Origin of the sequence: Mycobacterium innocens (assembly GCF_900566055.1) — a bacterium.
In the GTDB taxonomy this organism is placed as follows: domain Bacteria; phylum Actinomycetota; class Actinomycetes; order Mycobacteriales; family Mycobacteriaceae; genus Mycobacterium; species Mycobacterium innocens.
Map to the genome: position 1 here is coordinate 49,608 of NZ_UPHQ01000021.1, position 12,467 is coordinate 62,074.

The following is a 12,467-nucleotide window of genomic DNA, read 5'->3' on the forward strand; positions in this document are numbered from 1 at the left end:
GCTTCGGCGCCAGGCTGGATCTGATTGCCCGGCTTCTCAGCGGGTCGTTTCGACCCGCTTCGGCGCCAGGCTAGGCTCTCCGCTATGTCTATGCCCGCCGGTCACCGCCCCGTCGTAGCCGCCACCCTGTCCGCGGCCGCTTGCGTCGCGCTGGTAAGCGCGTGCTCGTCGCCGCAACACGCCTCGACGACACCGGGTACCACGCCGTCAATCTGGACCGGGTCACCCGCGCCGTCGGAGGGCAGGGGCCACCAGGAGGGGGTGCCCGGCGCACAGGGCTTGACCACCCAGCTGCGGGCACCCGACGGCACCGAGGTCGCGACCGCCAAGTTCGAGTTCGCCAACGGGTTCGCGACCATCACGATCGTGACAACCGGCACCGGCCGCCTTGCGCCCGGTTTCCACGGCGTGCACATCCACCAGGCGGGCAAGTGCGAGCCCAATTCGGTCGCCCCGTCAGGCGGGGCTCCCGGCGACTTCCTGTCCGCCGGCGGGCACTTCCAGGTGCCCGGGCGTGTCAAGGCCGGACAATCCAGTGGTGACTTGACGTCGCTGCAGGTGCGCGGCGACGGCAGCGGCACGCTGGTGACCACCACCGATGCCTTCGCCATGGACGACCTGGTGAGCGGTGAAAAAACCGCGATCATCATTCACGCCGGTGCCGACAACTTCGCCAACATCCCGGCGGACCGTTACACCCAGACCAACGGGACACCGGGTCCCGATCAGACCACGTTGACCACCGGTGACGCCGGCAAGCGGGTGGCGTGCGGTGTCATCGGTTCCGGCTAGCTCGCCGGTCAACAGGACGCCCAAAAAAGGTGATGTCCGTATTGATTTCGCACCGTCACCACGGCCGACTGTCGGTGTGGAATGGGAGTTCGCGCTCGTCGACGCGCAGACCCGAGATCTGAGCAACGAAGCCACCGCGGTCATCGCCGAGATCGGCGAAAACCCGCGCGTCCACAAGGAATTGCTGCGCAACACCGTCGAGGTGGTCAGTGGCATCTGTGACTGTGCCGCCGAGGCGATGCAGGATCTGCGTGACACCCTGGGCTCTGCGCGCCGGATCGTCCGGGACCGCGGCATGGAGCTGTTCTGTGCCGGCACCCACCCGTTCGCGCGGTGGTCGACCCAGAAGCTCACCGACGCGCCGCGCTACGCCGAGTTGATCAAACGCACCCAATGGTGGGGCCGCCAGATGCTGATCTGGGGCGTGCACGTCCACGTCGGGATCTCGTCGGCCAACAAGGTGATGCCGATCATCTCGTCGCTGCTCAACTACTACCCGCACCTGTTGGCGCTGTCGGCGTCCTCACCGTGGTGGGGCGGCGAAGACACTGGCTATGCCAGTAACCGGGCCATGATGTTTCAGCAGCTGCCCACCGCCGGGTTGCCGTTCCAGTTCCAAACCTGGGCCGAGTTCGAAGGCTTCGTCTACGACCAGAGGAAGACCGGCATCATCGACCATATGGACGAAATCCGTTGGGACATAAGACCTTCGCCGCATCTGGGCACGATCGAGATACGGGTGTGCGACGGCATCTCCAACTTGCGTGAGCTCGGCGCGCTGGTCGCCTTGACCCACTGCCTGGTGGTCGACCTGGACCGCCGGCTCGACGCCGGGGAGACGCTGCCCACCATGCCGCCCTGGCATGTCCAGGAAAACAAGTGGCGTGCCGCTCGCTACGGCCTGGACGCGGTGATCATCTTGGACGCCGACAGTAACGAGCGGCTGGTCACCGACGACCTCGACGATCTGCTGACCCGGCTGGAGCCGGTCGCCAAGTCGCTGAATTGTGCCGACGAGCTGGCCGCGGTGGCCGACATCCCCCGGGTGGGTGCTTCCTACCAGCGGCAGCGGCGGGTGGCCGAGGACCATGACGGCGACCTGCGCGCCGTCGTCGACGCGCTGGTTGCGGAGCTCGACATCTAAGGGTCGAGCTATCAACTCCCGGCTCGGCGGCCTTAGGTTTAGCTGATGGCGCATTTCGCACCGGTGGAGCTGCCCATGTTCCCGCTCGAGACGGCGCTACTGCCCGGCCAGGACCTGCCGTTGCGCATCTTCGAGCCGCGCTACACCGCGTTGGTGCGGCACTGCGCGGGCAGCGGCGATCCGTTCGGAGTCGTGCTGATCTCGCGCGGACGTGAGGTCGGTGGCGGTGAAACGCGTTGTGACGTAGGCACGTTGGCCAGGATCGAGGAATGCGCCGATCTCGGCCTCGGCCGATACCTGTTGCGTTGCCGCACCGGCGAACGCATTCGGGTGGCCGAGTGGCTGCCCGACGATCCCTACCCGCGGGCGATCGCGCAGAGCTGGCCCGACGAGACCGGAGAACCGGTGACCGAAACGCAGTTGCTCGCACTCGAGGGCCGGGTGATGGCGTTGTTCGAGCGGATCGCGGCGGCCCGTGGTGCGCAGTTGCCGGGTCGCGACGTACTGCTGGGCTACGGCCGTGCCGACCCGGAAGCAGGGCAACGTCTGTATGCGCTGGCATCCCGGATTCCGATGGGCACCGCTGATCGCTACGCGGTGCTGTCGGCGCCGTCGGCGGCAGCCCGGCTGGCAGCGCTGGATGAGGCCGTCGACGCGGTCGCCGCGATAGTGGAGTTCCAGATGTCCGAATAGCGTGCCGGTTTTCGGTCACGCAGTGGGTCGGTCCACGTGGGACCGGCGAATCGGGCGAAATCAGGGTCGTTGGACTGCATTTCGGTGTTGTGCTCGATCGCGTAGGCGGCCAGTTGGACGTCGGTGGTCAGGTTGGCGGCCGTGCCGAGTTCCTCGAGCAACCCCGATGCCAGGTCCAGATGGCGGGCAGACGGGATAAGAAGGTCCACGTTCGGCTGGGTAAGCCAGTCGCGCACATAGGCGACTGCTTCGGCCGCCGACAGGGGCTCGGTGAGGATGCGTGCGTTGGTCGCGATACGCAAAAAGCCGAATATGGCGGGGTATGTCGGCCGCACTGCCGTGCGATGCGGCTTCAACTGATACGGCGTGCGGCGCTCCATCGGCTGCGCCAGCGCGCTGCGCAGCGCGTCGTTGATGACGTGTTTCATGGGGCGGCGCTCGCGGTGAACCGCCTTCTCGATCAGGCGAACGACGTCCTCGTCGGGCGTCAAAGTGGTGCGCATACCAGGCATCATGATGCCCGGCCAGGCGCGCGTCCGGATGGGTCGCTACCGGCCCTCGGTAAAGCTGCGCAGCGCCGCCACCTGCAGCGGATCCAGCGACGGCCGGACGATTTCGCGGGCAGCGGCCAGATCGGCGGCGGTGACGTCGGCGGCATCGATGGAGCGCCGCATCGCGGTCAGGGCGGCCTCCCGTAGCAGAGCCACACAGTCGGCGGCGCTGTACCCGTCGAGCCCGGCGGCCACCTCGTCCAGGTCGACGTCGGCGGCCAGCGGGACCGACCTGCCGGCGGTGCGCAGAATTTCGCGCCGCGCCGCCGCGTCGGGCGGTTCGACGAACACCAGGCGTTCCAGCCGCCCCGGGCGCAGCAGGGCCGGGTCGATCAGGTCGGGCCGGTTGGTGGCGCCCAGCACGACGACGTCGCGCAACGGGTCGATGCCGTCGAGCTCGGTCAGCAGGGCCGCCACCACCCGGTCGCTCACTCCGGAATCGAAGCTTTGGCCGCGCCGGGGTGCGAGCGCGTCGACTTCGTCGAGAAACACCAGAGACGGCGCGGAGTCGCGGGCGCGCCGAAACAATTCGCGCACCGCCTTTTCCGACGAGCCGACCCACTTGTCCATCAGCTCGGAGCCCTTGACCGCGTGCACGCTCAGCTGCCCGGTACTGGCCAGCGCACGCACCACAAAGGTCTTTCCGCACCCGGGCGGGCCGTAGAGCAACACCCCGCGGGGCGGGTCCACCCCCAACCGGGCGAACGTGTCCGGGTGCTGCAACGGCCACAACACCGACTCGGTCAGCGCCTGCTTGGCCTCGGCCATGTCACCGACGTCGTCGAGCGTGATGCTGCCGACGGCGACCTCTTCGCTGGCCGAGCGGGACAGCGGCCGGATGACCGTCAGCGCGCCGACCAGGTCGTCCTGGTTCAGCGTCGGTGACTGGCCGTCCGCGCTGGCCCGCGAGGCGGCCCGCAATGCCCCCTCGCGCAGCAGCGCTGCCAGGTCGGCAACGACGAAACCCGGTGTGCGGCTGGCAATTTCGTCGAGATCAAGGTCACCGGTGGGGACATGCTTGAGCAGCGCTTCCAGCAACGCCCTGCGGGTGCCGGCGTCGGGCAGCGGCAGACCGAGTTCCCGGTCCAGCAGCTCGGGCGCGCGCAGCCGCGCATCGATCTGGTCGGGCCGGGCGGTGGTGGCGATCACCGCCACGCCGTCGGTGGCCACCGCGGTGCGCAACTCGGCCAGTATCAGCGAGGCCACCGGTTCGGCGGTTGCCGGCAGCAAGGCGTCGACGTCGATGATCAGCAGCACCCCGCCGCCGTCACGCACCGCCGTGACCGCCGACACGACAGTTTTGAGCCGGTCTTCGGCAGCCAGCGCGCCGACCTCCGGCCCGTCCAGCTCCACCAGCCGGCGCCCGGCACACACCGCGCGCACCAGCGTCACCTTGCCGACGCCGGCCGGACCCGACACCAGCACCCCCAGGTTGGCGCCTGCCCCCAGGGTCTTGAGCAGGTGGGGCTCGTCGAGGGCCAGCTTGAGCCATTCGGTGAGCTTGGCGGCCTGCGGCTGGGTGCCCTTGAGCTCTTCGACCTGGATCTCCGGGGTGGCGACGCTGGCCTTCTCCGCGGCCGTCGACGCCCGGTAGGGCACGCCCGCGCCCCAGGTGACCAGGGAATTCGGCTGCACGCTGACCGGCCCTTCGGGATCGACGCCGGTCACCGTCAACAGCTCCGACGTCCAGCTGATCCCGACCGATGCCGCCAACGCCCGGGTGGCCGCCGACGTGGAGGTTCCGGGACCCAGGTCGCGGGGAAGCAGTGACACCGCGTCGCCGACGGTCAGCACCTTGCCGAGCAGGGCCTGGCGCAGGGTGAGCGGCGAGATCGACTGCGAGGCCAGCGTCGAGCCGCTCAGCGTCACCGTTCGAGCGCCGTAGACGGTGACCGCATTGACGAGCACCGCGGTGCCCTCCCGTACACCGGCGTTGGACAGCGTGACGTCGTCCAGCAGGATGGTGCCGACCGGAATTTGCGGGCCGGCCATGCCGGCCACCGCCGCGGTCGTCCGGGACCCGGTCAGCGATACCGCGTCCCACTCCCGGATGCTCAGGGCGGCAATGGCGCTCGGGTGCAGCCGCACCACACCCCGGCGTGAGTCGACGGCCGAGGTGTTCAGCCGGGCGGTCAGCGTCAGCTGCGGGGCCCCGACGGGGCGAGTCCCAACCGGATCGCCGGGACGAGTCACAACCGCCCGCCCGGCTTACGCAGCCCCAGCCGCGCCATCGACCGCCGGTGCGGCTGCGCTCGGCGGATCGCGCGCCGGGCGGCACGTCGTTGCTTGGGTTTTTCGCCCCACACCTCGGGATGTTCGGCAAGCCAGCGTTTGCTGCGCACCGCGAACGGGATGTGGCACACGTAGGAGATGATGATGACCCAGATCAGGATGTAGGGCGCCAGGACGGCGGCGGCCGCCACGATCGCCAGCACCGCCAGCAGCGGGGCGGCCAGGTTGGGCGGCACCGCGACGGTGTGGATCTTCTTCATCGGGATGGTGCTGACCATCAGCAACGACGTTCCCGTCACCCAGAAGGCCAGGAAATACACCGACGTCCACCAGCCTTCGCCGAACTGCAGTTTGAGGCCGATAAGACCGATCATCGACACCGCGCCCGCCGGCGCGGGCATTCCGACGAAGAATTCCTTCGCGTAGGGGGGCAAGGTGCCGTCGTCCAGCTGAGCGTTGTACCTGGCCAACCGCAACACCACACACACCGCATACAGCAGCACCACCATCCAGCCGACCGGCCATTTGGACAGCATCGTCACGTATACCACCAGCGCGGGTGTCACGCCGAAGTTGACGGCATCGGCCAGGGAGTCGATTTCGGCGCCCATTCGCGACTGAACGTCCAGGATGCGGGCCACTCGGCCGTCCAGGGCGTCGAGGATGGCGGCCACGGCGATCAGCGCCATCGCCGGTATCGGCTTGTGGTCGAGGGCGAACTTGATCGAGGTCAAGCCCGCGCAGATGGACAGCACCGTCATTGCGCTGGGCAATAGATGCAGGTTCACCCCTCGTCTGATCCGAGGCTTGGTGGTCATGGCAGTTCGGCCAGTACAGTCTCGCCGGCGATCGCCCGCTGGCCCACCCTGACCACGGGTTCCGCGCCGGGCGGCAGGTAGGTGTCCAGCCGCGAGCCGAACCGGATCAGGCCATAGGTGTCACCGATCGACAGCTTGTCCCCGACATGTGCGTCGCACACGATGCGGCGTGCCACCAACCCGGCGATCTGCACGACTATGACCTCTGAGACCTGCGAGCCGCTAGGGGTGCGGATCCGCACACTGGTGCGTTCGTTGTCGACGCTGGCCGAGGGCAGGTCGGCGGATCCGAAGCGACCGGGCCGGTGTTGCACGGCGATCACCTCGCCGCTCACCGGTGACCGCTGCACGTGGACGTCGAAAATCGACAAGAAGATGCTGACCCGGGGCAGGGGTGCGGCGCCCATGCTGAGTTCGGCGGGCGGCGCCGCGGAGTCGATCACGCAGATCACGCCGTCGGCCGGCGCGACGATGGCGCCGGGCCGGGTCGGTGACACCCGGGAGGGGTGCCGGAAAAACCCCGCACACGCGCCCGCGGCCAGCAGACCCGTCCGGCGCAGCCACCGAAGGTCGCGTCCGGTGGCGGCCTGGCCCAGAATCCCGGTCGACGCCGCTGCCAGGCCGGCGGCGATGAACGGGCGCCCGGCCGGGTGGATCGGCGGAACCGTCGACCGCAACAATGCGAGCAGGTGCTGCGGACTCAGCGAGGGTGCCGGGTAGGAAGTGCGCTCCTCGGCGGGAGGGCGGGGGCGTCGTGCCACGCGGTCATCTTACGGAAGGCAGGCGTCCGGTGTGCCCTAGTCGATCCGGTGCCGATCCGGCCGATCTGCCGCACTGCCGGACCATGGCCGCCAGGATGGAGTAATCGGGGAGTGTCGGCGCATTCCTGGGCACTGGTCAGCGCCAATCCGGTGCTGGGTCGCGGTAGCGATCCACGGCACCGACGCGTTCGAAGCGGCCGACCAATTCCACCGCGACGCGGTCATGTCATCGGTGGACTGAGATCAGGACAGATCCCAGACCTGCAGCTCGGTTCCGGCGAACACCTCGACGACGTCCTCCGGTATGTCCAGCAGCGCGTTGGCCGAGGCCAGCCAGCGCAGATGGTGGGAGGCCGGCGGGCCGTAACTGGTGACCTGCCCGCTGTCGGCGTCCAGTACCGCCCGCCGGAACTGCCGTTTGCCGCGCGGCGAGGTCACCGACTCGGTGAGCATCGCGGCCCGCCGCGGCCGGAACGCATCGGGAAAACCCATGGCCTTGCGCAGTGCCGGCCGGATGAACACCTCGAAGGACACCAGCGCGCTGACCGGGTTGCCCGGGAGGGTCACGATCGGTGTGCCCGCCACCACGCCGACGCCCTGCGGCATTCCCGGCTGCATCGCTACCTTGACGAATTCCACGCCCTGGTCGCCGGCCCGGCCGAAGGCGTCCTTGACCACTTCGTACGCCCCGGCGCTGACGCCGCCGCTGGTGATGATCAGGTCGGCGTCACCCGCGCAGCGCTCGATGATCGCCGCGAACTGCGCGACGTCGTCGCCGGCGGTCTCGGTGGCCGCCACCACGGCACCCGCGTCGCGCACCGCGGCGGCCAGCATGACGGCGTTGGACTCATAAATCTGCCCCGGTTGCAGCGGGCCGCCCGGCGGCACCAGTTCGGACCCGGTGGAGATCACCAGCACCCGTTGGCGCGGAATCACGGTCAGTTCGGGCAGTCCCAGGGCCGCGGCCAAACCGAGCGCGGCCGGCGTCGCGTGTTGGCCGGCGTGCAGCACGGTGGTGCCGGCGGCGACGTCTTCACCGGCGCGCCGGATGTGCTTACCCGGCGTGGCCTGCTGGTGGATCGCCACCGTCTGCACGCCGCCGTCGGTGGCTTCGACGGGCACGACGGCGGTGGCGCCGGACGGTGTCGGCGCGCCGGTCATGATGCGGTGCGCGGTGCCGGGCGCCAGGCGCAGTTCGTCGGTGCGCCCGGCCGGGATGTCCTCGGCCACCGGCAACGTCACCGGATGCTCGGCCGTCGCGCCCGCGGTGTCCTCGGCGCGAACCGCGTACCCGTCCATCGCCGAGTTGTCGAACACCGGCAGCGACAGCAGAGCGATCACGTCGCCGGCCAGGACCAGGCCCTGAGCCTCCCGCAGCGCGACCGTCTCCGGCGGACGTGCCCGGATCATGTCGGTGACGACGCGCTGGTGTTCTGCTACTGATCGCACCCGGCCATTATGGTCCGCTACACCGGGAAGTGGACGCCGGTCAGTTCCTCGGAGACCGCCCACAGCCGGCGTTGCAGCTCCTCGTCATGTGACGCAGCGCTGGACTGCACCAGCTTCGGGTGGCCGCGTTGCTCGGCGAAACCGTCGGGACCGTAGTACTGCCCACCCTCGACGGACGGATCGGCGGCGGCCCGCAATGTCGGCAGCGCACCCATCTCCGCGCTCTGGAACAGCACCGGCCCGAAGATGTTGGACAGCGGTCGCACAATCCGCGGCAGGTGGCGCGCCAATTCCGTGTTGGAGCCGCCCGGGTGGGCGGCGACGGCGATGGTGTTGGCCTTGGGATCTGCCGCCAGGCGGTGCTGCAGCTCGTAGGTGAACAACAGGTTTGCCAGTTTGGACTGGCCGTAGGCGGCGACACGGTCATAGCCGCGTTCCCACTGCAGGTCGTCGAAGTGGATCGCGGCGCGAATCCGGTGGCCCAGACTGCTGACCGTCACCACCCGCGAACCGCGCACCGGCAGCAGACGGTCGAGCAGCAGGCCGGTCAGCGCGAAGTGACCGAGATGGTTGGTGCCGAACTGCATCTCGAACCCGTCCTCGGTGACCTGCCTGGGCGTCCACATCACCCCGGCGTTGTTGATCAGCAGGTCGATGCGGGGATATGTCGAACGCAGCGCCGCGGCGGCGGCGCGCACCGAACCCAGCGAGCTCAGGTCGAGCTGCTGCAGCGTGACGTCTACTTGCTGAGCATTCCGGCCCGCGGCGGCGACGATGCGCGCCAAAGCGGCGTTGCCCTTTTCGAGGTTGCGTACCGCCAGCACCACGTGCGCGCCGCGAAAAGCCAGCGCCGCGGCGGTGTGGTAGCCCAGGCCGGTGTTGGCGCCGGTGACGACGGCCACCCGGCCGTTTTGATCCGGGATGTCGGCTCGCGACCACTTGCGGTTCGCCGTGGCGTTTTTCGAGACGTCAGAGGTCATGGGGCACAAGATACTCAGTGGTGTCGCCGGGGGCGCCCGCGCTGCTGGCCGACGTCAGGTTGAGAACGTGATTACCGGTTTGGCACACACCGGCATCTGCGTACCCGACTGTGTGGCCGCGGTAACGTTCTATCGCGAGGTATTGGGCCTGCAAGTGCTCTCGCCGCCCTTGGTCATGGGCGGTAACGCCATTCGCGACGACATGGGCGAGCTGGTGTCCGACCCCACGATGAAGGCGGCGATCGTCGTCGGTCATGGGCCAGGCCGGGCAGTCCCTCGAAGTAGCCCTCACTTCCCCGTCGTCGCCGGTGTAGCGGGGCGGGGGATACGACGGCAGTACGAGCGACATATCGCTAGCTTGCCCCGCGCCGAGTCGCCGAGCGTCACGCCGCGGCGAAGATCCGCTCGGAAATTCGCCGTGGCGTTCCATTCATGGCGGGGCGCGGCGGGAATCGATCACCGACGCGTTCCTTGCACTCGTCATGGGCGAGTGCTAAGAATGACGTTGGCACTCTCCACCGGCGAGTGCTAGGTCGGGACGGTGAGGCCAGGCCGTCGTCGCAGCGGCGACAACTTGAGCCGTCCGTCGCGGGCACTGCGCCCGGCCAGCGTAAGTAACGGGGTTGTCGTCACCCGGCGGCCCCAGTTTCATTCCCAATCCGGAGGAATAACTTCGCAATGGCCAAGATAATTGCGTACGACGAAGAGGCCCGTCGCGGCCTCGAGCGGGGGCTGAACGCCCTCGCCGACGCGGTAAGGGTGACGTTGGGTCCCAAGGGCCGCAACGTCGTCCTGGAGAAGAAGTGGGGTGCCCCCACGATCACCAACGATGGGGTTTCCATCGCCAAGGAGATCGAGCTGGAGGACCCGTACGAGAAGATCGGCGCCGAGCTGGTCAAGGAAGTCGCCAAGAAGACCGACGACGTCGCCGGCGACGGCACCACGACGGCCACCGTGCTGGCCCAGGCGCTGGTCAAAGAGGGCCTGCGCAACGTTGCCGCCGGCGCCAACCCGCTGGGGCTCAAGCGTGGTATCGAGAAGGCCGTCGAGAAGATCACCGAGACGCTGCTCAAGGGCGCCAAGGAGGTCGAGACCAAGGAGCAGATCGCTGCGACCGCGGCCATCTCGGCCGGCGACCAGTCGATCGGTGACCTGATCGCCGAGGCGATGGACAAGGTCGGCAACGAGGGCGTCATCACCGTCGAGGAGTCCAACACCTTCGGCCTGCAGCTCGAGCTCACCGAGGGTATGCGCTTCGACAAGGGCTACATCTCGGGTTACTTCGTCACCGACCCGGAGCGGCAGGAGGCGGTCCTGGAGGATCCCTACATCCTGCTGGTCAGCTCCAAGGTGTCGACGGTCAAGGACCTGCTGCCCCTGCTGGAGAAGGTCATCCAGGCCGGCAAGCCGCTGCTGATCATCGCCGAGGACGTCGAGGGCGAGGCGCTGTCCACCCTGGTCGTCAACAAGATCCGCGGCACCTTCAAGTCGGTCGCGGTCAAGGCGCCCGGCTTCGGTGACCGGCGCAAGGCGATGCTGCAGGACATGGCGATCCTCACCGGCGGTCAGGTGATCAGCGAGGAGGTCGGCCTGACCCTGGAGAACGCCGACCTGAGCCTGCTCGGTAAGGCTCGCAAGGTCGTCGTCACCAAGGACGAGACCACCATCGTGGAGGGCGCCGGCGACAGCGACGCCATCGCCGGGCGGGTGGCGCAGATCCGTCAGGAGATCGAGAACAGCGACTCCGACTACGACCGCGAGAAGCTGCAGGAGCGGCTGGCCAAGCTGGCCGGCGGCGTTGCGGTGATCAAGGCCGGTGCCGCCACCGAGGTGGAGCTCAAGGAGCGCAAGCACCGCATCGAGGACGCGGTGCGCAACGCCAAGGCGGCCGTCGAGGAGGGCATCGTCGCCGGCGGCGGTGTGACGCTGCTGCAGGCTGCGCCCACGCTGGACGAGCTCAAGCTCGAGGGCGACGAGGCCACCGGGGCCAATATCGTCAAGGTGGCGCTGGAGGCTCCGCTGAAGCAGATCGCGTTCAACTCGGGCCTGGAGCCCGGCGTGGTCGCGGAGAAGGTGCGCAACTTGCCCGCGGGGCACGGCCTCAACGCCGCGACCGGTGTGTACGAGGACCTGCTCAAGGCCGGCGTTGCCGACCCGGTCAAGGTGACCCGTTCGGCGCTGCAGAACGCGGCGTCCATCGCGGGGCTGTTCTTGACCACCGAGGCGGTCGTCGCCGACAAGCCGGAGAAGGAAAAGGCTGCCATGCCCGGTGGCGGCGACATGGGAGGCATGGACTTCTAGTCCGGTCAACACGAAAGAGCCCGGTCCTTGTCATGGGGCCGGGCTTTTTCGCGCGCCGAGACTGCGTACCCGGCTATAGGACCAGGGCAACATAGACGCTCACCGCAGTTTCGACGCAATGACCGCAGTCTGGACGCACGCGCAGGGCACGCTACGGCGCCGAGAACACCACGCAGTCGTGGCGGCATCCCTTGGCCGCCGCGGGGGAGTCGGGTTCGGCCTCGCGGTGCAGCAGCGCGCGGGTGGGCACCACCCCCAGACGGACGGTCTCCTCACCGGCTCCTGCTACTTCGGCGCTGCCGTCAACGATCAGCGAATAGCCGCCGGGCTCACGCGGGGGCCACAGCAGCGTCACGTCGCGGCGCTGCGCCAGGTTCTTGCGGGTTCCTCCGCCGACCAGCCCCACGTCGAGGACCGCCCCGCGCAGTACCGGCTCGACGGTCACGGTGTGCGCGCGGTAGTCGTCATCGACGGTGATCAGGTAAGCGAATGGATAATCGGCCAAGGTGGCGGCCAGCCGCGTGAGGTCTACCTTTTTGGCGCCCATGCAATCGAGGATAGGCGCCGGTACGGACGGGCGGATGCGCGCCGCTGAGCTAGTCGGGGCTAGTCCCAATGCCGGGTAGTTAAGGAAGCGGCTGTTGGGTCAAGTGTGACACGCGGGGCATGTGAGGCTATTGCGGTGATATAGGGGCAGCTCCTGGTAGAAGAACGATCGCCAAGATCAAAACCTTCTACCGAGGAGC

General features: G+C 68.5%; 12 protein-coding genes and 1 pseudogene. 5 read left to right on the top strand and 8 right to left on the bottom strand.

What is annotated here, in order from left to right:
- The first annotated feature begins 84 nt into the window (after positions 1-84).
- The 3 genes from sodC to EET03_RS02370 are packed head-to-tail and all read left to right on the top strand — an operon-like array spanning position 85 to position 2,629.
- A complete protein-coding gene (gene sodC, locus EET03_RS02360; RefSeq protein ID WP_075542467.1) occupies positions 85-792 on the top strand; it encodes a superoxide dismutase[Cu-Zn] in 708 nt (235 codons plus the stop codon).
- Complete coding sequence (locus EET03_RS02365; protein ID WP_099193926.1) at positions 773-1,936, top strand: glutamate--cysteine ligase; 1,164 nt, start codon at positions 773-775, stop codon at positions 1,934-1,936. The genes sodC and EET03_RS02365 overlap by 20 nt, the downstream gene beginning before the upstream one ends.
- A 45-nt stretch (positions 1,937-1,981) precedes the next feature.
- Entirely contained in the window at positions 1,982-2,629 is a 648-nt protein-coding gene (locus EET03_RS02370) for an LON peptidase substrate-binding domain-containing protein (RefSeq protein WP_082274600.1), read from the top strand.
- Here EET03_RS02370 and EET03_RS02375 read toward each other — a convergent pair.
- The 7 genes and pseudogenes from EET03_RS02375 to EET03_RS02400 all read right to left on the bottom strand — a co-directional run bounded on the left by EET03_RS02375 (position 2,527) and on the right by EET03_RS02400 (position 9,420).
- Positions 2,527-2,964 carry a TA system VapC family ribonuclease toxin gene (locus EET03_RS02375; protein WP_244232211.1) on the bottom strand — a complete coding sequence of 146 codons (438 nt, stop codon included), beginning with the start codon at positions 2,962-2,964 and terminating at the stop codon, positions 2,527-2,529. The two genes, EET03_RS02370 and EET03_RS02375, sit on opposite strands and share 103 nt — an antisense overlap.
- Positions 2,959-3,132 (bottom strand): annotated as a pseudogene (locus tag EET03_RS32880) (type II toxin-antitoxin system antitoxin VapB33); the annotation flags it as partial. The pseudogene EET03_RS32880 and the gene EET03_RS02375, both read right to left, overlap by 6 nt.
- A gap of 45 nt (positions 3,133-3,177) precedes the next feature.
- Entirely contained in the window at positions 3,178-5,373 is a 2,196-nt protein-coding gene (locus EET03_RS02380; protein WP_099193927.1) for an AAA family ATPase, read from the bottom strand.
- Positions 5,370-6,230 carry a CDP-diacylglycerol--serine O-phosphatidyltransferase gene (gene pssA, locus EET03_RS02385; protein WP_075542463.1) on the bottom strand — a complete coding sequence of 287 codons (861 nt, stop codon included), beginning with the start codon at positions 6,228-6,230 and terminating at the stop codon, positions 5,370-5,372. The genes EET03_RS02380 and pssA overlap by 4 nt, the downstream gene beginning before the upstream one ends.
- Complete coding sequence (locus tag EET03_RS02390; protein WP_082274599.1) at positions 6,227-6,991, bottom strand: phosphatidylserine decarboxylase; 765 nt, start codon at positions 6,989-6,991, stop codon at positions 6,227-6,229. The genes pssA and EET03_RS02390 overlap by 4 nt, the downstream gene beginning before the upstream one ends.
- Positions 6,992-7,234: 243 nt before the next feature.
- Positions 7,235-8,440 (bottom strand): molybdopterin molybdotransferase MoeA, encoded by a 1,206-nt coding sequence (gene moeA, locus EET03_RS02395; protein ID WP_075542462.1) that lies wholly within the window; start codon positions 8,438-8,440, stop codon positions 7,235-7,237.
- Positions 8,441-8,457: 17 nt separating this feature from the next.
- Positions 8,458-9,420 (bottom strand): SDR family NAD(P)-dependent oxidoreductase, encoded by a 963-nt coding sequence (locus EET03_RS02400; protein ID WP_075542461.1) that lies wholly within the window; start codon positions 9,418-9,420, stop codon positions 8,458-8,460.
- Here EET03_RS02400 and EET03_RS31090 point away from each other — a divergent pair.
- Together EET03_RS31090 and groL are read left to right on the top strand one after the other, a co-directional pair.
- The gene (locus EET03_RS31090) at positions 9,419-9,952 is read left to right on the top strand and encodes a VOC family protein (protein WP_244232207.1); all 534 of its coding nucleotides are present in this window, start codon (positions 9,419-9,421) and stop codon (positions 9,950-9,952) included. The genes EET03_RS02400 and EET03_RS31090 overlap by 2 nt on opposite strands.
- A gap of 146 nt (positions 9,953-10,098) precedes the next feature.
- Complete coding sequence (gene groL / locus EET03_RS02410; protein WP_063472035.1) at positions 10,099-11,721, top strand: chaperonin GroEL; 1,623 nt, start codon at positions 10,099-10,101, stop codon at positions 11,719-11,721.
- A 151-nt stretch (positions 11,722-11,872) separates the two neighbouring features.
- Here the strand turns inward: groL and EET03_RS02415 are convergent, their stop codons facing one another.
- Entirely contained in the window at positions 11,873-12,268 is a 396-nt protein-coding gene (locus EET03_RS02415; protein ID WP_075542458.1) for a hypothetical protein, read from the bottom strand.
- Between the last annotated feature and the right edge of the window lie 199 nt (positions 12,269-12,467).

What these genes read in the sequence shown, in the direction of transcription:
- sodC (WP_075542467.1), top strand. Translation starts at nt 85, where the DNA reads ATGTCTATGCCCGCCGGTCACCGCCCCGTCGTAGCCGCCACCCTGTCC.
- EET03_RS02370 (WP_082274600.1), top strand. Translation starts at nt 1,982, where the DNA reads ATGGCGCATTTCGCACCGGTGGAGCTGCCCATGTTCCCGCTCGAGACG.
- pssA (WP_075542463.1), bottom strand. Translation starts at nt 6,230, where the DNA reads ATGACCACCAAGCCTCGGATCAGACGAGGGGTGAACCTGCATCTATTG.
- EET03_RS31090 (WP_244232207.1), top strand. Translation starts at nt 9,419, where the DNA reads ATGGGGCACAAGATACTCAGTGGTGTCGCCGGGGGCGCCCGCGCTGCT.
- EET03_RS02400 (WP_075542461.1), bottom strand. Translation starts at nt 9,420, where the DNA reads ATGACCTCTGACGTCTCGAAAAACGCCACGGCGAACCGCAAGTGGTCG.
- groL (WP_063472035.1), top strand. Translation starts at nt 10,099, where the DNA reads ATGGCCAAGATAATTGCGTACGACGAAGAGGCCCGTCGCGGCCTCGAG.
- EET03_RS02415 (WP_075542458.1), bottom strand. Translation starts at nt 12,268, where the DNA reads ATGGGCGCCAAAAAGGTAGACCTCACGCGGCTGGCCGCCACCTTGGCC.